Source organism: Rathayibacter sp. PhB127 (assembly GCF_003751665.1).
Lineage (GTDB): Bacteria > Actinomycetota > Actinomycetes > Actinomycetales > Microbacteriaceae > Rathayibacter > Rathayibacter festucae.
Genome location: NZ_RKHW01000001.1, coordinates 2,097,523 through 2,119,428 on the forward strand (window position 1 = coordinate 2,097,523; position 21,906 = coordinate 2,119,428).

Sequence of the window (21,906 nt, forward strand, 5' to 3'; positions counted from 1 at the left end):
GATCGAGTAGCCCGCGGAGCGGGCGTATCGAGATCCACTGGCACCAAGACAGGAGCCTGCAGACTCGGCCTGCTGACGACGGTGGGTCTCGATACGCCCCTGCGGGGCTACTCGACCAGCATGGGCAGCCGCTGCGCCGCTACTCGAACAGCACGGGCAGCCGCAGCGCGGCTGCTCAACACCACGGGCGGCCGCGGCGCGACTGCTGAGAGGGACGGGCGGCCGCAGCGCGGCTGCTCGACAGGCGTGGGTGCGGCCGGCTAGGGGCGGGGCCAGGCGGCCGCGAGGCTCGCTCGGACGTCGCCGAGGAGCTGGGGCAGGGCCTTGGTGCGGGCGATGATCGGGAAGAAGTTGGCGTCGGTCGCCCAGCGCGGCACGACGTGCTGGTGCAGGTGGGCGGCGATGCCGGCGCCGGCGACGGCGCCCTGGTTCATGCCGAGGTTGAAGCCGTCGTTGTTCGAGACCTCGCGGAGGACGCGCATCGCTGTCTGGGTGAGCGCGCCGATCTCGGCCACTTCCTCGGGAGTGGCCTCGTCGTAGAGCGGGATGTGCCGGTACGGGCAGACCAGGAGGTGGCCGGAGTTGTACGGGAAGAGGTTCAGCAGGACGAACGCGTGCTCGCCGCGGGCGACGATCAGCGCCTCCTCGTCGCTCAGCGTCGGGGCGACGCAGAACGGGCAGTCGTCGTCGCCGGGCTGGCCCTTCCGGATGTACACCATCCGGTGCGGGGTCCACAGGCGCTGGAACTCGTCGGGGACGCCGGCGAGGTGCGCGGAGGACTCCGCCCCCTCGGGGACGGCGTCGTCGAGCGGCTCTCCCACCGCTAGACCTGGGCCTTGGTCGCGATGGCCTCGCGGATGCGGGCGACGGCGTCGGCGACGGGGATGCCGTTCTCCTGGGTGCCGTCGCGGAAGCGGAAGCTGACCGCTCCGGCGTCGCGGTCCTTCTCGCCGACGATCAGCTGGAACGGGACCTTCTGCAGGGTCGCGTTGCGGATCTTCTTCTGCATCCGGTCGCTGGAGTAGTCGATCTCGGCGCGGACGCCGGCCTTCTTCAGCTGACCGACGACGTCCTCGAGGTAGGGCAGGTACTCGTCGGCGATCGGGATGCCGACGACCTGCACCGGCGAGAGCCAGACCGGGAACGCTCCGGCGTAGTGCTCGGTGAGGATGGCGAAGAAGCGCTCGATCGAGCCGAAGAGGGCGCGGTGGATCATCACCGGGCGCTTCTTCGAGCCGTCGGACGCGGTGTACTCGAGCTCGAAGCGCTCGGGCTGGTTGAAGTCGAGCTGGATCGTCGACATCTGCCAGGTGCGGCCGATGGCGTCGCGCGCCTGGACCGAGATCTTCGGGCCGTAGAACGCGGCTCCACCCGGGTCGGGGACCAGCTCGAGGCCGGACTCGACGGCGACGGCGCGCAGCGACTCGATCGCCGACTCCCACTGCTCGGGGTCGCCGACGAACTTCGGGTTGCCCTCCTCGTTGGTGGAGAGCTCGAGGTAGAAGTCGTCGAGGCCGTAGTCGCGCAGGACCTGGAGCACGAACTCGAGGTTGCGGGTCAGCTCGGCCGACACGTCCTCCTGCGTGACGTAGATGTGCGCGTCGTCCTGGGTCAGCCCGCGGACGCGGGTGAGGCCCTGCAGGGTGCCGCTCTTCTCGTAGCGGTAGACGGTGCCGAACTCGGCCAGTCGCAGCGGCAGCTCGCGGTAGCTGCGCCCGCGCGAGCGGAAGATCAGGTTGTGGAACGGGCAGTTCATGGGCTTCAGGTAGTAGTCCTGGCCCTGGCGGGTGACGGTGCCGTCCTCGTCCTGCAGCTCGTCGAGGTGCATCGGGGGGAACATGCCCTCGGCGTACCACTGCAGGTGGCCGCTGGTCATGAAGAGGTCGCCCTTGGTGATGTGCGGCGTGTAGACGAGCTCGTAGTCGTGGGCGAGCAGCTGCTCGCGCATGTACTGCTCGATCTCGTAGCGGATGATGCCGCCCTTGGGGTGGAAGACCGCGAGGCCGGAGCCGATCTCGTCCGGGAAGGAGAAGAGGTCGAGCTCGTGGCCGAGCTTGCGGTGGTCGCGGCGGGCGGCCTCCTCGAGGCGGGCCTGGTGCGCGCGCAGCTCGTCCTTCGTGGGCCACGCGGTGCCGTAGACGCGCTGCAGCTGCGGGTTCTTCTCCGAGCCGCGCCAGTAGGCCGCGGCGTTACGGGTCAGCGCGTAGCCGTTGCCGATCATCCGGGTGTTGGGCAGGTGCGGGCCGCGGCAGAGGTCCTTCCAGACCGTCTCGCCGGTGCGCGGGTCGACGTTGTCGTAGATGGTGAGCTCGGCGCCGCCGACCTCGACCGACTCGCCGTCGGCGCCCGCGCCCTTGAGCCCGATCAGCTCGAGCTTGTACGGCTCGGCGGCCAGCTCGGCGCGCGCCTCGTCCTCGGTGACGACACGGCGCACGAAGCGCTGACCCTGGCGGATGATGCGGTCCATCGCCTTCTCGAGCGCCTTCATCGCCTCGGGCGTGAAGGGCTCGGTGACGTCGAAGTCGTAGTAGAAGCCGTCGGTGACGGGCGGGCCGATGCCGAGCTTCGCCTCCGGGTTGCTCTGCTGCACGGCCTGCGCGAGCACGTGCGCGGCGGAGTGGCGGAGGATGCTCAGGCCGTCGGGCGAGGAGATCAGGACGGGCTCGATGCTGTCGCCGGGGACGACGTCGGCGGCCAGGTCCTTCAGCTCGCCGTTGACGCGGATCGCGACGACCGCCCGGTCGGTGAAGTGCGTGAACCCCGTGCCGGCCTCGGTGACGACGGCGGCGTCGGCGGCGGGACGGGACGATTCGGGGACGTTCGACGATGCGTTCGACACGCGCGGGTGCTCCTCTGGGGCTGGGGGACCCCTCGACTTTAGTCGTCGGCGCGGCCGCCTCGACGCGGCGACGCGGCCCGGGAGGTGACCTCCCGGGCCGCGCAGGGATTCCCGCGCCCCGTCTCGATTCCTGGCGATCGGGGGCGACAGTGCTCCCCTGGCACCGGGGCACGACCCGATCGCACTCCCGGCACCGGGACGATTCTAGGAGGACCGCTGAGGAAGCCCGGGAAAGTGGTCGAGGATGTCACTACCTGTGCGGCCCCCTTACTGGGGTCAGGTACCGGGTTGCCAGTGCCGCTATGTTCAGCTGAGAACCACCCGACCACCGGAACCGGCGGCGCACGAACCCTGTCGTGCACCGCCTCCCGACGCGAGGCCCCGCCTCGATCGATCTGCTCATCCTGGGAGCACGACGGTCACAGCGGTGCCGATGTGGCGACGAAGCAGTGCGGCCCCGAAACCGCGCTCGCCTCCGAGCCCGCCCTGCAGTACCCCTTCCCCTGTAAACCCGAAATGCAGGTTGATCCCTTTGTATGCACCACTGGTGCGCGCCTTCAGCGCGCCCACACGGCTCCCTCCCTCCTCGAGACCCCGTCGCCTCCCCCCGGCGACCCGGCATACGAGCGGCGGTGAGAGCAGGAGACCGCGGTGACCGCCGTCTCCACCGCGGCCCCGACTCCTCAGCGCGATCCGCGCGCCCTCGTCCTCGTTCCGGCACCGCCGGCGGAGGCTTCGAGCTGGCGACGCCGATTCTCGCGGAGGGTCCTGGCCGCGGACGTCTTGGTCGTGCTCGGGGCCGTGTCGCTGGCCGCCGGCCTGCGCTCGACCGCCGAAGCGCGATCCGCCGAGGCGCGCTCGGCCGACCTCGTGGTCGCCGCCGTCCTCGGCGCCCTCTGGGTCTGCTCCGTCCTCCTCGCCCAGCGGCGCCTCGCGCACCGCATCGGAGCGGGAGCGGACGAGTTCCGCCGTCTGCTCTCGGCGACGGTCGCGACGTTCGGCCTCGCCTCCGTCGCCTCGGTCCTCACGCACGTCGACCTGCCGCGGGTGCACGTGCTGATCGCCCTGCCCGTCGGGCTCGGCGGGATGCTGGCGGCGCACGCCCTCAGCCGCGGGCACCTGGCCCGGGAGCGACGGGCCGGTCGCGCCCTGTCCCGGGTGATCGTCGTCGGCAGCGCCGGTGACGTGACCCACATCGTCACGCAGATCGACCGCCGGCGCGGCCGCGTCGAGTACGACGTCGTCGGCGTCGCGCTCTCGACCGGCGGTGAGCGCACCCGCCTCGCCGACCTGCGGCGCTCGATCACCGTGCGCGGCCGCTCGATCCCGGTCGTCGGAGCGATCGACACGATCGCCCAGGCGGTCGTCGAGCAGCGCGCCGACGCGGTCGTCGTGGCCGGTCAGGTGGACGGCGGCGACGCCTACCTCCGCCGGCTCTGCTGGGCGCTCGAGCCGTTCGCGGTCGAGCTGGTGCTCGCACCGGGACTCAGCAGTGTCGCCGGACCGCGCATCCACTGGCGCCCGGTGGACGGACTCCCGCTGATGCGGGTCGAGCCGCCGCGCTACTCCGGTCCGCGCCACGCGCTCAAGCGCGTGCTGGACGTGAGCGTCTCGGCCCTCGCGCTGCTGGTGCTCTCGCCGCTGCTGGCCGTGCTCGCGGTCATGATCCGGCGCGACAGCACCGGGCCCGCCCTGTTCCGGCAGCAGCGGGTCGGCCGCGCCGGGCACCTCTTCACCATGCTGAAGTTCCGCTCGATGAGCATCGACGCGGAGTCGCGGCTGGCGGAGCTGAGCGCGGCGAACGAGGGCTCCGGCCTGCTGTTCAAGCTGCGCGACGATCCGCGGGTGACCCCGCTCGGCCGCGTGCTGCGGCGGTACTCGCTCGACGAGCTGCCCCAGTTCTGGAACGTGCTGCGCGGCAGCATGAGCCTGGTCGGCCCTCGCCCGCCACTGCTGAGCGAGGTGGAGCGCTACGACGACGTCGTGAACCGCCGCCTCTACATCAAGCCCGGCATCACCGGCCTCTGGCAGACCGGCGGCCGCTCCGAGCTCGACTGGGAGGACGGGATCCGACTCGACCTCTACTACGTCGAGAACTGGTCGCTGGCCGGCGACCTGCTCATCCTCTGGCGGACCCTGCGCGTGATGCTGCGCCCGGTCGGCGCGTACTGACGCACGACCGCTCCCCTCCTTCCTCTCCTCTCCCCTCCGGCGCTCTCCCCGCCGTCCCCTCCCTCGGCGCGCCCCGACGCGCCGTCCCCTCTCGTCCGCGCGCTCCTTCTCCCTGGTCGGAGCGCCCGGTCCCCTCGGCGTGCCCGCATGCCGCCCTCCTCACCCGAAGGAACCCGCCATGACCACCACCATCCCCTCCCGGAGGCTCCGCGTCGCGCTCGTCGGCGCCGGCTACTGGGGCCCGAACCTCGCCCGGAACTTCTCCGCCAGCGCCGACTGGGACCTGGTCGCGATCTGCGACCTCGACCCGGTCCGCGCGGAGGCCGTCTCCCGCGCCAACGGCTCCGTGCCGGTGCTGCGCTCCCTCTCGGACGTCCTCGACCTGCCCGGGCTCGACGCGATCGCCATCGCCACCCCGGCGCGCACCCACCACGCCATCGCCATGGCGGCGATCGCCGCGGGGCTGCACGTGCTGGTCGAGAAGCCGCTCGCCGACTCGAGCGTGCTCGGGATCGACATGGTGAACGCCGCTGAGCGCGCCGGTGTCGTGCTGATGGCCGACCACACCTACTGCTACACGCCCGCCGTGCTGAAGATGAAGGAGCTGATCGCCGCCGGCTCGCTCGGCGACGTGCTCTTCGTCGACGCGGTGCGGATCAACCTCGGTCTCATCCAGCCCGACGTCGACGTGTTCTGGGACCTCGCCCCGCACGACCTGTCGATCCTCGACTTCATCATCCCCGGGGGCCTGCGCCCCGGGAACGTCGCCGCCCAGGGCTCCGACCCGCTCGGCTCCGGCCGCGCCTGCGTCGGCTACCTGACCGTCCCGCTCGGCCAGGGCGCGATCGCCAACGTGCACGTGAACTGGCTCAGCCCGACCAAGATCCGCCGGATGGTGATCGGCGGCTCGCGGCGCACGCTGGTCTGGGACGACGTGAACCCGCAGCAGCGGCTGAGCGTCTTCGACCGCGGCGTCGACCTCGGCACCTCGCTCCGCGGCGTGACCTCCCGCCACGATGCGGCGATCTCCTACCGCCTCGGCGACACCTGGTCGCCCGCCCTGCCCGAGCGCGAGCCGCTCGCCGACATGGTCACGGAGTTCGCGACCTCGATCTCGGAGCGCCGCGCGCCCCGCACCGACGGCCGCGCCGCCCTGCGCGTCCTCAGCGTCCTGGAGCAGGTCAGCGACCGGCTGCTCGACGCCGGCCAGGTCAGCCGCACCACCGCTCCGGCGGTCCGCCTGGAGGAGGCGTCGTGGCTGAGCTGACCCCCTCCCCCGTCTCGCTCGAGGGCGCCGAGGTCCTGGTGACCGGCGGTGCCGGCACCATCGGCTCGACGATCGTCGACCGCCTCCTCGACACCGGCGTCAGCCGGGTCGACGTCCTCGACAACCTCGTCCGCGGGCGCCGGCAGAACCTCGAGCACGCGCTCGCGGACGGCCGGGTCCGGCTGATCGAGGGCGACATCCGCGACCGCGCGACGGTCGACTCGGTCGTCCGCGGCAAGGACGTCGTCTTCCACCAGGCGGCGATCCGGATCACCCAGTGCGCGGAGGACCCGCGCCTTGCCTTCGACGTCCTCGCCCAGGGCTCCTTCACCGTCTTCGAGGCGGCGGCGGCGCACGGCGTCGGCCGGGTGGTGGCCGCGTCCAGCGCCTCCGTCTACGGACTCGCGACGCAGTTCCCCACTCCGGAGAGCAACAACCCCTACGCCAACGACACGATCTACGGCGCGGCGAAGGCCTTCTCGGAGGGCATGCTCACCAGCTTCGGCGCGATGAACGGCCTGCGCTCGACGGCGCTGCGCTACTTCAACGTCTACGGACCGCGGATGGATGTGCACGGCCTCTACACCGAGGTGCTCGTGCGCTGGATGGAGCGGATCGAGGCGGGCGTCCCGCCGCTGATCATGGGCGACGGCGCGCAGACGATGGACTTCGTGCACGTGGACGACGTCGCCCGGGCCAACGTGGTCGCGGCGACGGCCGGACGCGACGGCGCGTTCAACATCGGCACGGGGGTCGAGACCAGCCTGCTGGAGCTCGCCCGCACGCTGCTGCACGTCATGGAGTCCGACCTCGACGTCGTCTTCGCGCCGGCGCGCTCGGTCAACGGCGTCACCCGCCGCCTGGCCGACACCCGGGCGGCGCGCGACGAGCTCGGCTTCGTCACCGCGTACGACCTGGAGAGCGGTCTGCGCTCGCTGGTCGAGTGGTGGCGCGCCGAGCGGCTCGACGCCGCCGTCCTGAGCGGAGCGACCCGATGAGCGCGGCGAGCACCGGCGCAGCGAGCACCGGGCGCATCGACGTGATGCGCCCCTGGCTGGGCACCGAGGAGAGCGACGCGCTCGCCGAGGTGATCGCCTCCGGCTGGATCGCACAGGGCCCCCGGGTCGCGCGGTTCGAGGCGGCCTTCGCCGAGGCGATGGGCGTCGGCCACGCGGTCGCGCTGTCCAGCTGCACCACGGCCCTGCACCTCGGGCTCGTGGTCGGCGGCGTGAGCGCCGGGGACGACGTCGTGGTCCCCTCCTTCTCCTTCATCGCGACCGCCAACGCGGTCGTGCACGCCGGCGGCCGGCCCGTCTTCGCCGACGTCGACCCGGTCACGGGCAACGTCACCGCGGAGACGATCGCCGCGGCGCTGACCCCGGCCACCCGCGCGGTGATCGCGGTCGACCAGGGCGGCGTGCCCGTCGACCTCGAGCCGATCCGCGCGCTCTGCGACCCGCTCGGGATCCTCGTCCTCGAGGACGCCGCCTGCGGCGCGGGCTCGCGGTACCGCGGCCGCTCCGTCGGCGCCGGCGCGGCGCTGACCGCCTGGTCGTTCCACCCCCGCAAGCTCCTCACCACCGGTGAGGGCGGGATGCTCACGACGGACGACGCGGACCTCGCGGCCCGCGCCCGCCGCCTGCGCGAGCACTCGATGTCCGTCTCCGCGGCGGACCGGCACGGCAGCGTGCTCGCCGCACCGGAGCACTACGACGAGGTCGGCTTCAACTTCCGGATGACCGATCTGCAGGCCGCCCTCGGCCTCGTGCAGCTCGGCCGGCTGCCGGCGCTGATCGAGCGCCGCCGGGCGCTCGCGGCCCGCTATGCGGCGGCCTTCGCCGACGTCCCGGGCCTGCGGACGGTGACGGACCCGGAGCACGGCACGGGCAACTTCCAGTCGTTCTGGATCGAGGTCGGCGACGACTACCCGCTCGAGCGCGACGGCCTGATGGCCGAGCTCGCCTCCCGCGACGTCTCCGCCCGCCGCGGCATCATGGCGGCCCACCGCCAGCCGCCGTACCGCGACCACCCGAACGCCGACCGCCTGCCCGTCACCGAGCGCCTGACCGACCGGACGCTGATCCTGCCGCTCTTCCACGCCCTCACCGAGCAGGACCAGGACCGGGTGATCGAGGCCGTTCTGGCCCCGTCGCGCCTGGCCCGCGAGCACGAGACGGCGGTCCTCCGTGCGTGAGCTGATCCTCGTCGGCGCGAGCGGACTGGCGCGGGAGACCCTCGCGCTCCTCGCGGTGAGCGGCAGCCACCGCGTGATCGGCGTGGTGGACGACGGCGCCGCGCGCTGGGGCACCGAGATCTCGGGAGTCCCCGTGATCGGCGGCCTCGACGCGATCGCCGAGCACCCCCGCGCCGAGATCGCCGTCTGCGTCGGCCACGGCAGCGGCCGGGCGCGCATCGTCGACCGCCTCCGCGCGCTCGGCGTGCACGACCACCGCTACGCCCGGATCGTGCACCCGGCCATCCACGTGCCGGACGACTGCCGGATCGGCGCGGGGAGCATCCTGCTCGCCGGCGTCGTGCTGACCGCCGATGTGGCGATCGGCCGGCACGTCGTGGCCATGCCGAACGTGACCCTCACCCACGGCGACCGCATCGGCTCGTTCGCCACCCTCTGCGCCGGGGTCACCCTCGGCGGCGGGGTGCGGGTGGGCGAGGAGGCGTACCTGGGCATGGGCGCCTCCGTCCGCGAGCGCTCGCGGATCGGCCGCCGGGCGACGCTCGGCATGGGCGCGGTGCTGCTGCGCGATCAGCCGGCCGGCGAGACCTGGCTCGGCGTGCCCGCCGCACCGCGGGTCGATCCCGACGCCGTCCGGCGCGCGGACAGCACTCTCGAAGGAGCGTCCGCATGAGCGCCGTCCGCGGGCACCGGTCGCCGGTGCTCCCCCTCTCCGGCCCGGCGCCGCTCGTCTCGGTCGTGATCGCGGCCGTCGACGGCGTGTCGCCGACCGCCGCGCTGGCGAGCGTCCTCGTGCAGCGCGGCGTCCGGCTGGACGTCGTCGTCGTGACGGACGCGGATCCGGTCGTCGACGACGAGCGCGTGCGCGTGCTCGAGGTGCCCGCCGGCCTCGGCGCGATCGCCGCCCGCAACGCCGGGCTCGCGCTCGTCCGCGGCGAGTCCGTGCTGGTGCTGCCGAGCACCGACGCGCTCACCGCCGGGGCGCTCGAGCGGGCGGCGGCCCTGCTGGCCGCGCACCCGTGGGTGGGCGCCGTGCACGGCGACGCCGAGATCTCGGTCCGGCCCGCGACCGCGGCCACCGGGCGCGTGGAGTGGACGCTGTGGAGCGGGGCCGACTGGATCGAGCGCACGAGCCGGCACGGCTCCGACCTCCTGGTCGACCACGCCGTGCTGGTCCGCCGCTCCCTCGCCGACGCTCTCGGCGGCTACGCCGAGGACCTCCCCCGCACCGCCGACCTCGACTACGGGCTGCGGCTCGCGGCACTCGGCGGAATCGGCCGGATCAGCGGCGTCGTCCAGACCCGCTGCCACCCGCAGCCGACCATCGACCCGCTGGCGGAGCTGCGCGAGCGCCGCGGCACCATCGAGCACTTCTTCACCAGCGCCGGGCACGACTCCTCCGGCCGCCGGGCGCAGGGCGGGGACCGCCGCGCGAACGCCGGCCGCGCCCTCGCCCACGAGGCGATGGGCCTGGCGCTGCGCAGCCGCGCCTCGGCGCGCCCCGAGGACCAGGCCGAGGGCGCCCGCTACGCCTCGATCGCCGCCGAGTGCTGGCCGGCCGTCGTCGACACCGCCGAGTGGCGGCGCTTCGTCCGCGCCGGCGAGCGCGCGCGGAGGCCGCTCTCGTGACCGCCGTCGAGTCCCCTCCGGTCACCGCGGGCCGGAGCCGCATCGCGTCGGCCCTGGGCTGGAGCGCGCTCAGCACGATCGCGCTCCGGCTCGGCAGCCTGGCCCTGGGCGTCGTGCTGGCCCGGCTGCTCGCTCCCGAGGCGTTCGGCGTCTACGCGCTCGCGCTCACCGTGCAGTCGGTGCTGATGGCGCTGTCCGACTTCGGACTCAGCACCGATCTGATCCGCTCGAGCGAGCCCGAGCGGCGCGCGCCGACCGTGGCCGTGCTCGGCCTGGTCCTCGGCGGGACTCTCGGCGCGGCGATGGCGGCCTCGGCGCCGATGATCGCCGCGGCGACGGGCTCGCCCGAGACGGCCGGCGTGCTGGCGGTCCTCGCGATCACCCTGCCTCTGGCCGGGGCCGGAGTGGTCCCCTACGCCGCGCTGCAGCGCCGCTTCGCCCAGCGGCCGCTCTTCCTGATCGCCGCCGTCGACTTCGTCGTCTCCACCGCGATCACCCTCGCGCTGCTCGCCGCCGGGACCGGGGTGCTGGCGCTGGCCGTCGGCCGCGTCGTCGCGCAGACCTGCACGATGGTGCTGCTCTTCGTGGCGGCCCGCGAGCGGCCGCGCCTGGGCTGGGACCGCTCGATCGCCCCCTCCGCGCTCCGCTTCGGACTGCCGGTGGCGATCGCCAACCTGATCTCCTGGGGCGTGCTCGGCACCGACAAGGTGGTGATCGCCGGCCTGATCGACCCGGTGGCGCTGGGCTACTACGTCCTCGCCTTCAACATCTCCACCTGGCCGATGACCGCGGTGGGCCAGGTCGTCCGCTCGGTCGCGCTGCCCGCGTTCTCCCGGGCGCACGAGGACGGCCGGCCCCTGCCCGTCGCCGCGGCGACCGGGCTGACCTGGGCGCTCGCCGCTCCGCTCGGCGCACTGCTCGCCGCGCTGGCCGCCCCGCTCGTGCACGTCGTCTACGGCGAGCGCTGGGCTCCGGCCGCGGCGGCGCTGGGGCTGCTCGGCGTCGTCGGCGCGCTGCGGGTGGTGGCCGATCTCTTCAGCTCGGCGGCGCTCGCGAAGGGCGACTCCGGTCGCGTCGCGATCGTGCAGGGCGTCTGGTTCGCGGCGCTCACGCTCGCGCTCGTCCCCGCGGTGCTGGGCGGCGGATTCGTCGGCGCGGCCTGGGCGCAGATCGGGGTGGCCGCGCTCGTGGTCGGTCCCGTCTTCGCCTGGCTGCTGCGCTCGATCGACGTCGACCTGCGCGCCGTCGGCCGCTCCCTGCTGCCGCCGGCGCTCGCCGCGGCGGCCGCCGCCGGTGCCGCACTGCTCGTCCCGATCGGCCTCGCCGCCGTCGGCCTCGACGCCGACTGGCTCGCCCTGCTCCTGGGCGGCGCGATCGGCGGCGTCCTCTACCTCCTCCTCCTGCGGACCTGGCTGCTGCGCCGGGTCCGCGAGCTCACCTCCGACCGAAGGAACCCGTCATGACCACCGAGCCGATCGTCCCGCTCGCCGATCTGCACCTCCAGCACCTCGTCGTCGCCGACGTGATCCGGGAGGGCTTCGACCGCGTGCTCGCGGACTCGTCGTTCGTCCGCGGTCCGGACGTGTCCCGCTTCGAGGAGGAGTTCGCCGCGTACTGCGACGTGCGGCACACCATCGGCGTCGGCAACGGGACCGACGCGCTCGAGCTCGCCCTCCTGGCGCTCGACCTCGCACCCGGCGACGAGGTGCTCGTCCCCGCGAACACCTTCGTGGCGACCGCCGAGGCCGTCGTCCGCGCCGGCGCCCAGCCGGTGTTCGTCGACTGCGACGACGACTACCTGATCGACGTCGACTCGGCGGCGGAGGCCGTCACTCCCCGCACCCGCGCGGTGATGGCCGTGCACCTCTACGGGCAGTGCGCCCCGGTGGAGCGGCTCTCCGCCGCTCTCGGCGACGAGGTGCGGATCGTCGAGGACGCGGCGCAGGCCCAGGGCGCCCGGCGCTTCGGCGCCCGCGCGGGCTCGCTCGGCGCCATCGCCGGCACCAGCTTCTACCCGGGCAAGAACCTCGGCGCCTACGGCGACGCGGGCGGAGTGATGACCGACGACGACGAGCTCGCCGCGGCCGTCCGCCGCCTCGGCAACCACGGCGGCCTCAGCGCCTACCGGCACGACGTCGTCGGCACGAACTCGCGGCTCGACTCGCTGCAGGCGGTCGTGCTGAGCGCGAAGCTCGCGCACCTGGACGAGTGGAACCAGCAGCGCCGCGACGCCGCCGCCCGCTACGCCGAGCTCCTCGACGGCGTCGACGGGCTGGTCCTCCCCCGCACCGCGCCGGGCAACGAGCACGTGCACCACCTCTACGTCGTGCGCACGCCGGAGCGCGACCGCCTGCGCAGCGCGTTCGCCGAGGCGGGCGTCGCGACCGGCGTGCACTACCCGACGCCGGTGCACCTGCTGGCCCCGTTCCTCCCCGCCTCCGGGCGCCCGCGCTCGCTGCCGCGCGCCGAGGCGTTCGCCGGGCAGCTGCTGACGCTGCCGCTGTTCCCCGGCATCACCGCGGCGCAGCAGGAGTACGTGGCGGAGTCGCTGATCGCCGCGCTGCGGAGCACGACCTCCGCGGCCCCGAGCCCGGCGGGGGTGCTGTCGTGACGACCGCCCTGGCCGCGGCGACCCGGCGCGGTCGCACGGTGCCGGTCGAGGAGGTCGCCACCTCCGACGCCACCGTCTCGGTCCTCATCCCGCTGCACGACTACGCGCAGTTCCTGCCCGCCGCCGCGGCGAGCGCCCTCGGCCAGACGGGCGTCCGCGTGCAGCTGGTGATCGTCGACGACCGCTCCACCGACGACTCGCTCGCGGTGGCCCGCTCGATCGCGGCCGGCGACGACCGCGTCCTGGTGCTGGCGAACCCGCGGAACCTCGGTCCCGTCGGCAGCGTGCTCGCCGCGCTGGCCGTGGCGACCGGCGAGTTCTCCTGGTATCTCGACGCCGACGACGTGATCGCCCCGGGCGCCCTGGCCCGCGCGGTCGCCGTCGCCCGCGCGCACCCCTCGGTCGGGCTGGTCTACGGCCACCCCGTGCACTTCCCGGACGGCTCGGTGCTGCCGACCGCGCGGACGACCCCGACGTCGTGGCTGCTCTGGTCCGGCGGCGACTGGCTGCACGAGCGCTGCCGCACCGGGCTCAACGTGATCACCTCGCCCGAGGTGCTCGTGCGCCGGTCCGTCCTCGACCGCGTCGGCTGGCCCCGGCCGCTGCCGCACACCTACGACATGGAGCTCTGGCTGCGCCTCTCGGCCGCGTCCGACGTCGCCTACATCCAGGGCGTCGATCAGGCCTGGCACCGCGAGCACGCGGGCAGCCGCTCGGACACGGTGACGCCGCTGCACGACCTGCGCGAGCGGCTGCTCGCCTTCGAGACGTTCTTCGCCGATCCCGGCGGACCGCTCGAGCGGCGCGACGAGCTCGAGCACCTCGCGCGGCGGGCCCTCGCCCGCGACGCCCTCGTCAAGGGCGCGCAGCGCTTCGACAGCGGCGGCGCCACCGCGGCGGACCTCGAGGAGCACCTCGGCTTCGCGCACGGGGTCTACGGCGATGCGGCGCGGCTGCCCGAGTGGGAGCGCCTGCAGTCGCGGCTGCTGAGCGCGCCGAGCGACCGCTTCTCCCCCCGCTTCCTGCTGGAGCGGGTGCTGCGGCGCCTGCGCACCGACCGGTCCTGGCGCCGCTGGCATCGCGAGGGGAGCTTCTGATGCGCGCCTCCCGCGTCCCCCGAGAGCTCGTCCGGCGCCTGCGCAGCACCGGCGGCCGCGATCTGCTGCAGCGCGCCGTCCGCTCGCTCGGCGACCGCGTCGGCGTCCGCGAGCTCGACATGCCGCTGCTCCCCGGCGACATCGCCGACTCCGGTCTCCTCCACCTACCCTCTGCCCCGGCCCGCGCCGAGGGCCCCGCGTCGATCGGCTGGATCTGCACCCCGCCCGACCGCGGCTCCGGCGGTCACACCACCCTGTTCCGGATGGTGCAGGGCCTGGTCGAGCGCGGCCACCGCTGCACCCTCTTCCTCTACGACCGGCACGGGGCCGACTTCGAGACCCGCGCAGCGATCATCCGGGCCGGCTGGCCCTGGCTCGACGTGGACATCCGCAGCGCCGACGACGGCGTCACCGGCGTCGACGCGGCCGTCGCGACCTCCTGGGAGACGGCGCACGTGCTCGCCACCCGCGGGACGGCGCCGATGGCTCGGCTGTACTTCGTGCAGGACTACGAGCCGTTCTTCCACCCGCGCGGGACCCTCGCGGCCCTGGCGGAGGACAGCTACCGGTTCGGCTTCCGCACCATCGCCCTCGGCGAGATGGTGCGCTCACACCTCGACGCGCTCGGCGTCGCGAGCGACCTCGCGCCGTTCGGCTGCGACACCACCACCTACACGCTGGACAACCCCGACGGCGAGCGCTCCGGCGTGGTGTTCTACGCGAAGCCCGCCGCCGACCGGCGCGGCTACCTGCTCGGCCGGCGGGCGCTCGCGCTCTTCCACGCCGAGCACCCCGAGGTGCCGATCCACGTCTACGGCACGGCGCCCGGAGCGTGGGACGTGCCGGTGATCGAGCACGGCACCCTCGCGCCGAGCGAGCTCGCCGCCCTCTACAACCGCTGCTCGGCCGGCATCGCGCTCTCCTTCACCAACATCTCGCTGGTGGCGGAGGAGCTGCTCGCCTGCGGCGCCGTCGCCGTGGTGAACGACGCCGTCGACGCCCGCGCGGATCTGCCGCACCCCGGCGCGAGCTGGGCCCGGCCGACCCCGGCCGGCATCGCGGAGTCGCTCGGCCGCGCGGTCGACGCCGCCCGGCCCGGCCGCGAGGTCGCCGCCGGCGTCCGGCACGGCTGGGGCATCGCCCAGGAGGTCGTCGAGCGCGTCGTCCTGGACGAGCTCGCCCGCTCGACCGTCGCCGGCCCGGCACGCACCGCGGCGCCGGCCCCCGCGCTCGTCCCCGCGCTCGTCCCCTCACTCGCCCCCGCTCGATCGGAGAGCTGACCCATGACCCTCGAAACCCACCGCCGGGTCGTCCTCGGCGGCAGCCCCGTCGATCTCGCCCGGCACGAGGAGGCGGTCCGCACCATCGCGGACCGCGCCGCCGCCCTGCACGACGCGCCGCTGGGCGTCCTCTCCGTGAACGTCGACCACGTCAACCACTTCGGCCACGGCGGACGCTGGCAGCACGTGCTCGAGCGCCGCGCCCTGCCGGTCGCCGAGGCGCCGACCCTCGTCCTGGTCCCCGTGGCCGAGGGCGAGACCGAGTGGACCGACGCGCCGCTGGACGTCCCGGCCCGCCCGGTCGAGTGGCTCTCGCTCATCGACGGCAGCCCGATCGCCAAGCAGGCCGAGCGGCTCACCGGCGTCTCCTGGCCGCGCCTGGCCGGCAGCGACCTGATCGGGCCGCTGCTGGACCGCGCCGCGACCGACGGCGTGCGCGTCGGCGTGCTCGGCGGCTCCGAGGCCGCGCAGTCCCGGCTGCGCGCCCGCCTGGCCGAGGAGCGGCCCGACCTGGTGATGGCCGGACTCTGGTCGCCGTCCCGGGCCGAGCTCGCCGACCCCGCCGCCAACGCCGCGCTGGTCGAGTCGATCCGCGGTGCGCGGGTCGACCTCCTCATCGTCGGACTCGGCAAGCCCCGCCAGGAGCTCTGGATCGACGAGCACGGCCCGCGCACCGGCGCGCACGTGCTGCTGGCCTTCGGCGCGGCCGTCGACTTCCTCGGCGGCTCCGTCCGCCGGGCGCCGCAGTGGGTCGCCGACCGCGGCGTGGAGTGGCTCTGGCGCCTCGCGCTCGAGCCGCGCCGCCTCGCGCGCCGCTACCTCGTCGAGGGCCCGCTCGCCTACGCGAGCCTGCGCCGGCACAGCTCGACCACCCCGCAGCGCGGCCCCGTGCTCGGCAGGGCCGCGCAGCCCGCCGCGCCGTCCCCCGTGCTGCCCGTGATCCTGCCCGGCGGGAGCGCCCGCTTCGTCGGAGCCGGCGAGCGCGCCGACGTCGCCGCCCTCGTCGTCAGCTACCGCTCGGCCGCGACGATGGAGCGCCTGCTGACGAGCCTGCGCGCCGAGGCCGCGACCGGCGTCCGGATCCGCGTGGTCGTCGTCGACAACGCCTCCGACGACGGCTCGCTCGCCCTCGCGGCGGCGCACTCCGACGTCGTCGCCGTCGACGCGGGGGCCAACGTCGGCTACGCCGCCGCGATCAACATCGCCCGGCGCCACGCGGGCGACGCGGGCGCGCTGCTCGTGCTGAACCCCGATCTGGTCGTGCTGCCGGGCGCCGTCTCGACGCTGCTGGCGCGGATGGACTCCTCCTCCGCGGGCATCGTCGTGCCGCTCCTGCTCGACGCCGCGGGCGCCCCGTCGCGCTCGCTCCGCCGCGAGCCGACCCGGCTGCGCGCCCTCGGCGACGCACTGCTGGGCGACAAGGTCCTCGACCGCCCCGCGTTCTCCAGCGAGACCGACAGCGACGCGGAGAGCTACCGGCACGCCCACCGGATCGACTGGGCCACCGGCGCCGCGATGCTGATCGACGCACTGGTCGCCGCCCGTCTCGGCGACTGGGACGAGCGGTTCTTCCTCTACTCCGAGGAGACGGACTACTTCCGCCGCGCCCGCGACCTCGGCGCCGAGGCCTGGTTCGAGCCCGCCGCGCAGGTCGTGCACGACGGCGGCGGCTCCGGCTCCTCCACCGCCCTCGCCGCGCTGCTCGCCGTGAACCGGGTGCGCTACGTGCAGAAGTTCCACGGCGCGCTGTACTCGAGCACCTTCCGCCTCGTCGTGCTGGCCGCGGAGTCGGCCCGCAGCGTCCTCCCCGGCGCCCGAGGCCGCGAGCACCGGCACGCGGCCCTCGCGCTCGCGGTCGGCGCCCGGCTCGCCTCGCTCCCCTCCGGCGCGCTCGCCCGCCCGCTGGCCGCACCGCACCCGAGCGGCTCGGTCGTCGTCCCCGCGCACGACGAGGCGGCGGTGATCGCCCGCACCCTGGCGCCGCTGGCCGCCGCTGCCGCGAGCGGCGCCCTCGAGGTGATCGTCGTCTGCAACGCCTGCACCGACGCCACCGCCGAGATCGCGCGCAGCTTCGCCGGCGTCACCGTGGTCGAGATCGCCGAGGCGTCCAAGACCGCGGCCCTCAACGCGGGCGACGCGGTGGCCGCCACCTGGCCGCGCCTCTACCTCGACGCCGACGTCGGCGTCACGGCGGACGCGGTCTGGAACGTCTTCGACGCCGTCACCCGCGGCGGGCTGCTCGCCGCCCGACCGACCGCGGTCTACGACGCGACCGGAGCCGACCCGCTGGTCCGGGCCTACTACCGCGCCCGCTCGCGCACGGCCTCGCTGCACACCGCGCTCTGGGGCGCCGGCGGCTACGCCGTCAGCGGCCCGGGACACGAGCGGATCGGGACGTTCCCCGCCCTGATCGCCGACGACGAGTTCGTCGACGGCCGGTTCTCCGTCGCCGAGCGCGCCGTCGTCGCCACCGCCCCCGCCGTGGTGCAGGTGCCCCGGAGCGCGACCAGCCTGCTCGGCGTCCTGCGCCGCACCCAGCGCGGCAGCGCGCAGCTGGCGGCGGCGACCCCCGGCGGCGAGCGCCGCTCGTCCCGCACCGCCGTGCAGGTGCTGCGGTCCGCCCGGGGTCCGCTCGAGCTCGCCGACGCCGCCGTCTACCTCTGCTTCGCCCTCGCCAGCCGGCTGCCGGAGCTGCAGGCGGCGGGCTGGACCCGTGACGAGACCACCCGCCGGGCCTCCTCCGCGCAGTCGGGGGCCTGACCCGTGGCCGTCATGATCGAGCGGACCGGGCCCCCGACGCTGCTGCGCCTGGTCGCCTACGCGCTGTTCCTCTTCCCCGCGGATCAGGTGCTCGCTCCCCTGGGCGCGTCCGGCTCGGTCGCGATGGTGCTCGCGCTGCTGCTCACCGGCGCGTGGGCGGCGTCGGCCCTGCTGGGGCTGCACGACCCGATCCCGATGCGCCACCCGGGGCGGGCCGCGCTCACCCTGCTGCTGCTCGTGAGCATCGCGTCCTACGTCCGCTACGCCGTGAACGACACCATCCCGCGCACCGGCGAGGGGCAGCTCAGCGCCGACCGCTGGCTGCTGCTGCTGCTCGCCTCCGCCGGGATCGCCCTGGTCACCACCCAGAGCGTGCGCACCCTCGAGGACGCGCGGGTGCTGCTCGGCTCGCTCGTGAACGCGGCGTCGATCTGCGCGATCGTGGCGATCATCCAGTTCACGACCCACGTCGACCCGGTCGAGTGGATCCGGAGCGTCATGGTCGGCTTCGTCGACAACGGCGGCAGCACGCCGTTCCAGGACCGGGACGGGCTCACCCGGGTGGCGGGCACCACCTTCCACCCGATCGAGCTCGCGGTCGTCTCGGCGATGCTCCTGCCGCTCGCCGTCTGGCGGCTGCTGTACGACCGGACGACCCCGCGGTTCCTCCGCGCCGCGTCCTGCGTGCTGCTGGTCGTCGCCCTGGCGCTGACGGTCTCGCGGTCGGGAGTGCTCTCCCTGGTGGTGGGCGCAGTGGTCTGCGCGGTCTTCCTGCCCGCCTACGCCCGGCGGTGGGGCTACGTGATCGCGCCCGTCGCCGTCGCCGCGTTCTTCGTGACCACCCCGGGCCTGCTCGGCACCCTCACCGGCTCGATCGGTGCGGGCACCAGCGACTCCTCGATCACCAACCGCCTCGACAACTACCCGCGCGTGGCGGCCCTCGTCGCGCACCAGCCCCTGCTGGGCACCGGCCCGGGCACCTACCTCCCGGACAGCGCCCTGCTCATCCTCGACAACCAGTACCTCGGCGCCGCCATCACGCTCGGCCTCCTCGGCGCCGTCGCGGTGCTCGCCTACTTCGGCGTCCCGGCCCTCTTCGGGCTGATCGCCGCCCAGTTCGCCCGGGACCCGCGCCTGCGCGCCCTGACCGGGAGCGTCGCCGCCTCCGCGACGGTCGCCGCGGTCGCCTCCGCCACCTTCGACTCACTGGGCTTCCCGGTGTTCGCCCTGCTGTACCCGTTCGTGCTCGGCCTGTCCGGGAGCTGCTGGCTCCTGGTCCGCGCCGAGCTCGGACTCCCCTCCGCCCTGAGCACGGACGCCTCCGTCCCCGCCCGCGGCGCGATCGATCACGTCCCAGAAAGGCTGTCCTGATGGACCCCGTCTCCGTTCTCCGCACCCTCTGGCGCCACCGGCTCCTCGCCGGCGTCGTCCTCGTGCTCACCGTCGCCGCGATGGCGTACGTCCTCGTGCTCTCACCGCGCACCTACGCCTCGACCGCGACCTACGCGCTGGTCAATCCGAAGCTGCCCTCCACCGCGGAGCTGGAGGCCGACCCGGCCCTCGCCGCGCTGAACTCCGACAACCCGTACCTGCGCTCCTCGGACAACTCGCTCGCCGCCCAGGTGCTCGTCACCGTGATGAACAGCGACGACACCGCGGAGGCGCTCGCCGCGCAGGGTCTCAGCACCCAGTTCGCGGTCGAGCGCTCGGCCTGGGCCGGCCAGGGGCTGCTGCTGAGCGTGACCGCCGACGCCCCGACGGCCGACGGCTCGCTCGCCACGACGACGGCGCTCGGTGACCGGCTCGTCGACACGCTGCGCAGCATGCAGACGATCAACGGCGCGGACGACCGCTACCTCTTCACCGCGCTCGAGGTGCAGACGCCCGGCAAGGCCGTCGAGCAGATCTCGGACCGACTCCGCGCGGTGATCATGGTCGCCGTCGGCGGCGTGGTGCTGCTCTTCGGCGCGATCTCGATCGCCCGCGCCGTCGACGGCCGGCGCGTCGGTCGACGGGGCGCTCCGGCCGGCACCTCGACGGCGGCGGCACCGTCTCCGCGTCTCCCGATCGCCGCGCCGAGCGCAGTGACCTCCGCGCACGACGCCCCGCCCGCCTTCCGCGCCGCCCCGCACGCCGGGCACAGCACCCCGCCCGCCCTGGTCCGGCACCGCGACCCCGTCCCGGAGCGGAGCGGGCTCACTCCGCACCGCAGCTGAGCGGGCCGCAGTGCGGGCCGCGGTGCCGGATGCGGTGCGGGCCGGGCCCTGTGCCGGGCAGCCCCGCAGCTCAGACCCGGCTCAGCTCCCCGTCGCGCTCGACGTACTCCTCGCCGGTCTCCGGGCAGCGCCAGAGAGCGCCCTCCGCGCCGTCGCCGGCCGCCTCGAGTCGCGCACCGGCCCGCCCGACCCAGCCGACCCGCCGGGCGGGCACGCCGACCACGAGGGCGAAAGGCGGCACGTCGGCGGCCACCACGGCGCCGGCCGCGACCATCGCCCAGGCGCCGATGCGCACCGGAGCGACGCAGACGGCCCGGGCGCCGATCGCCGCGCCCTCCTCCACCACGACCCCGACCGCGTGCCAGTCGTCCGCCGACTTCAGCGCCCCGTCCGGAGTGACGGCGCGGGGCCGCAGGTCGTTCGTGAACACCACGGCGGGGCCGACGAACACCCCGTCGCCGAGCACGGCCGGCTCGTAGACCAGCGCGTGGTTCTGGATCTTGCAGCGGTCGCCGACCACGACGCCCGGGCCGAGGTACGCGTCCCGGCCGATCACGCAGTCCCGGCCCACCCGGGCCTGCTCGCGCACCTGGGCCAGGTGCCAGACCAGCGTCCCGTCGCCGACCTCGGCGCGCGGATCGACGTCCGCCGACGCCTCGATGCGCGCCGGCCGCAGCGAGCGCCCGAAGCAGACCGAGTGCTCCGAGCCGAGGTACGAGCCGAACAGCGGGATCGGCGCGTAGCCCTGCTTCCTGTAGAACCGGATCGCGTCCGGCTGCAGCGTGCCCGTCTCCAGCACCAGGCGGACCGCCCCGCGCTCGCGGGCCCTGTCCTCCAGCGCGGCGAGCACGGCCCCGGCGACTCCGGAGCCGCGAGCGGCCCGGTCGACGAACATCCGCTTGACCTCGACGACGTCCGGCCCGAGCACCGAGTCCGGCAGCGGGCGCAGCCCCCCGCAGGCCACCGCGGCGCCGCCCTCGTCGACGGCGACGAGGAAGACCGGCACGTCGTCGGCGGACGGCGGCGTCCCCGGCTCGTGGTCGTCCGAGCCGTAGCGCTCGTCCAGCTCGACCCGCTGCGCCGACCGCAGGCTCTCGGCCCGGGGGTCCGCCCACTCGACCTCGACGATGCTCCAGCCCATGGCTCCTCCTCCGGCGGCCGCGCGGCGAGCCCGCTCGACGGGTCCATCCTGCCCTGCGCCGCGGTCCCGCACCCCGCGGCGACCGGGCGGGACCGCGCTCCCGGTCCCGCTGCCCGGCCGCGCTGCTCCGCGCCGCCGTCCTAGAATCAGCGCATGCCCGACGACTCCGCCCCTCTTCCCGCGCCCGGCTGGTACCCGCACCCAGCCGACCTCGGCGCCGAGCTCTACTGGGACGGAGCGGCCTGGACGGATCGCTCGCGCCCCGCCGTGCCGCCCGCTCCCGCCTACGGGACGCCCGAGCCCGAGCAGCCCGCCACCCCCGGTTACGGAGCCGCGCCCGGCTACGGGGCCGCCCCCGGCTACGGAGCCGCCCCGCAGTACCCGGTCACCCCGGGCTCCGGGCCGGCCCCCGGCTACGGCCCGGCCGCCGGCTACGGCGCCGCCCCGGGCTACGGCGCCGCCCCCGCGCGCCGCAACTCCCTCGCGATCGCGAGCCTCGTCCTCGGCATCGCCAGCATCCTGATCAACCCGCTGCTCGTCCCGTCGATCCTCGCGATCGTCTTCGGCGTCCGCGGCCGGGCCGCCTCCGCGCAGCTCGGCGGCCGCGGCTTCGCCACCGCGGGCCTGATCACCGGTGTCATCGGCATCGTCTTCGGAGTGCTGTCCTTCCTGGCACGCGCCGCCGGGCTCTCCAGCTGAC

Annotated in this window: 17 protein-coding genes and 1 pseudogene; 14 read left to right on the forward strand and 4 right to left on the reverse strand. The window is 74.8% G+C overall.

Annotation, left to right across the window (positions count from 1 at the left end; translation table 11 throughout):
• Positions 1 to 260: 260 nt before the first annotated feature.
• Complete coding sequence (locus EDF22_RS10040) at positions 261 to 821, reverse strand: HIT domain-containing protein (protein ID WP_123704459.1); 561 nt, start codon at positions 819 to 821, stop codon at positions 261 to 263.
• Positions 822 to 823: 2 nt separating this feature from the next.
• Positions 824 to 2,839, reverse strand: a complete 2,016-nt coding sequence (gene thrS / locus EDF22_RS10045) for a threonine--tRNA ligase (protein ID WP_123704461.1) — start codon at positions 2,837 to 2,839, stop codon at positions 824 to 826.
• A gap of 651 nt (positions 2,840 to 3,490) precedes the next feature.
• Between thrS and EDF22_RS10050 the strand changes: the two genes are divergently transcribed.
• From EDF22_RS10050 to EDF22_RS10110, 13 genes are all read left to right on the forward strand, one after another.
• Positions 3,491 to 5,011: a sugar transferase gene (locus EDF22_RS10050; RefSeq protein WP_123704463.1), complete on the forward strand. Its 1,521-nt coding sequence runs from the start codon at positions 3,491 to 3,493 to the stop codon at positions 5,009 to 5,011.
• 178 nt (positions 5,012 to 5,189) lie between these two features.
• The gene (locus tag EDF22_RS10055) at positions 5,190 to 6,278 is read left to right on the forward strand and encodes a Gfo/Idh/MocA family protein (protein ID WP_123704881.1); all 1,089 of its coding nucleotides are present in this window, start codon (positions 5,190 to 5,192) and stop codon (positions 6,276 to 6,278) included.
• The gene (locus EDF22_RS10060) at positions 6,266 to 7,276 is read left to right on the forward strand and encodes an NAD-dependent epimerase/dehydratase family protein (protein WP_243587121.1); all 1,011 of its coding nucleotides are present in this window, start codon (positions 6,266 to 6,268) and stop codon (positions 7,274 to 7,276) included. Before EDF22_RS10055 ends, EDF22_RS10060 begins: the two co-directional genes overlap by 13 nt.
• Positions 7,273 to 8,472 carry a DegT/DnrJ/EryC1/StrS aminotransferase family protein gene (locus tag EDF22_RS10065; RefSeq protein WP_123704465.1) on the forward strand — a complete coding sequence of 400 codons (1,200 nt, stop codon included), beginning with the start codon at positions 7,273 to 7,275 and terminating at the stop codon, positions 8,470 to 8,472. The genes EDF22_RS10060 and EDF22_RS10065 overlap by 4 nt, the downstream gene beginning before the upstream one ends.
• Positions 8,465 to 9,145: a NeuD/PglB/VioB family sugar acetyltransferase gene (locus EDF22_RS10070; RefSeq protein ID WP_123704467.1), complete on the forward strand. Its 681-nt coding sequence runs from the start codon at positions 8,465 to 8,467 to the stop codon at positions 9,143 to 9,145. Before EDF22_RS10065 ends, EDF22_RS10070 begins: the two co-directional genes overlap by 8 nt.
• Entirely contained in the window at positions 9,142 to 10,101 is a 960-nt protein-coding gene (locus tag EDF22_RS10075) for a glycosyltransferase family 2 protein (protein ID WP_123704469.1), read from the forward strand. Before EDF22_RS10070 ends, EDF22_RS10075 begins: the two co-directional genes overlap by 4 nt.
• Complete coding sequence (locus tag EDF22_RS10080) at positions 10,098 to 11,564, forward strand: oligosaccharide flippase family protein (RefSeq protein WP_166674096.1); 1,467 nt, start codon at positions 10,098 to 10,100, stop codon at positions 11,562 to 11,564. Before EDF22_RS10075 ends, EDF22_RS10080 begins: the two co-directional genes overlap by 4 nt.
• Complete coding sequence (locus EDF22_RS10085) at positions 11,561 to 12,712, forward strand: DegT/DnrJ/EryC1/StrS aminotransferase family protein (protein WP_123704473.1); 1,152 nt, start codon at positions 11,561 to 11,563, stop codon at positions 12,710 to 12,712. Before EDF22_RS10080 ends, EDF22_RS10085 begins: the two co-directional genes overlap by 4 nt.
• Positions 12,709 to 13,809, forward strand: a complete 1,101-nt coding sequence (locus EDF22_RS10090; protein ID WP_123704475.1) for a glycosyltransferase family A protein — start codon at positions 12,709 to 12,711, stop codon at positions 13,807 to 13,809. The genes EDF22_RS10085 and EDF22_RS10090 overlap by 4 nt, the downstream gene beginning before the upstream one ends.
• On the forward strand, positions 13,809 to 15,089 hold the full coding sequence (locus tag EDF22_RS10095) for a glycosyltransferase family 1 protein (RefSeq protein ID WP_123704477.1): 1,281 nt from the start codon (positions 13,809 to 13,811) through the stop codon (positions 15,087 to 15,089). The genes EDF22_RS10090 and EDF22_RS10095 overlap by 1 nt, the downstream gene beginning before the upstream one ends.
• 3 nt (positions 15,090 to 15,092) lie before the next feature.
• Positions 15,093 to 17,849: a WecB/TagA/CpsF family glycosyltransferase gene (locus tag EDF22_RS10100; protein ID WP_123704479.1), complete on the forward strand. Its 2,757-nt coding sequence runs from the start codon at positions 15,093 to 15,095 to the stop codon at positions 17,847 to 17,849.
• A gap of 12 nt (positions 17,850 to 17,861) precedes the next feature.
• Positions 17,862 to 19,220: an O-antigen ligase gene (locus EDF22_RS10105; RefSeq protein WP_148059172.1), complete on the forward strand. Its 1,359-nt coding sequence runs from the start codon at positions 17,862 to 17,864 to the stop codon at positions 19,218 to 19,220.
• Entirely contained in the window at positions 19,220 to 20,065 is an 846-nt protein-coding gene (locus tag EDF22_RS10110; RefSeq protein ID WP_123704484.1) for a chain-length determining protein, read from the forward strand. Before EDF22_RS10105 ends, EDF22_RS10110 begins: the two co-directional genes overlap by 1 nt.
• Positions 20,066 to 20,135: 70 nt before the next feature.
• On the opposite strand, the gene EDF22_RS21090 is transcribed toward EDF22_RS10110, so the two are convergent.
• Both EDF22_RS21090 and EDF22_RS21095 read right to left on the reverse strand, forming a co-directional pair.
• On the reverse strand, positions 20,136 to 20,741 hold the full coding sequence (locus EDF22_RS21090) for an acyltransferase (protein WP_221180916.1): 606 nt from the start codon (positions 20,739 to 20,741) through the stop codon (positions 20,136 to 20,138).
• A 72-nt stretch (positions 20,742 to 20,813) separates the two neighbouring features.
• Positions 20,814 to 21,206: pseudogene (locus tag EDF22_RS21095) on the reverse strand (GNAT family N-acetyltransferase); the annotation flags it as partial.
• Positions 21,207 to 21,359: 153 nt separating this feature from the next.
• Here EDF22_RS21095 and EDF22_RS10120 point away from each other — a divergent pair.
• Positions 21,360 to 21,905 (forward strand): DUF4190 domain-containing protein, encoded by a 546-nt coding sequence (locus tag EDF22_RS10120; RefSeq protein ID WP_123704488.1) that lies wholly within the window; start codon positions 21,360 to 21,362, stop codon positions 21,903 to 21,905.
• The last annotated feature ends 1 nt before the right edge of the window (position 21,906 follow it).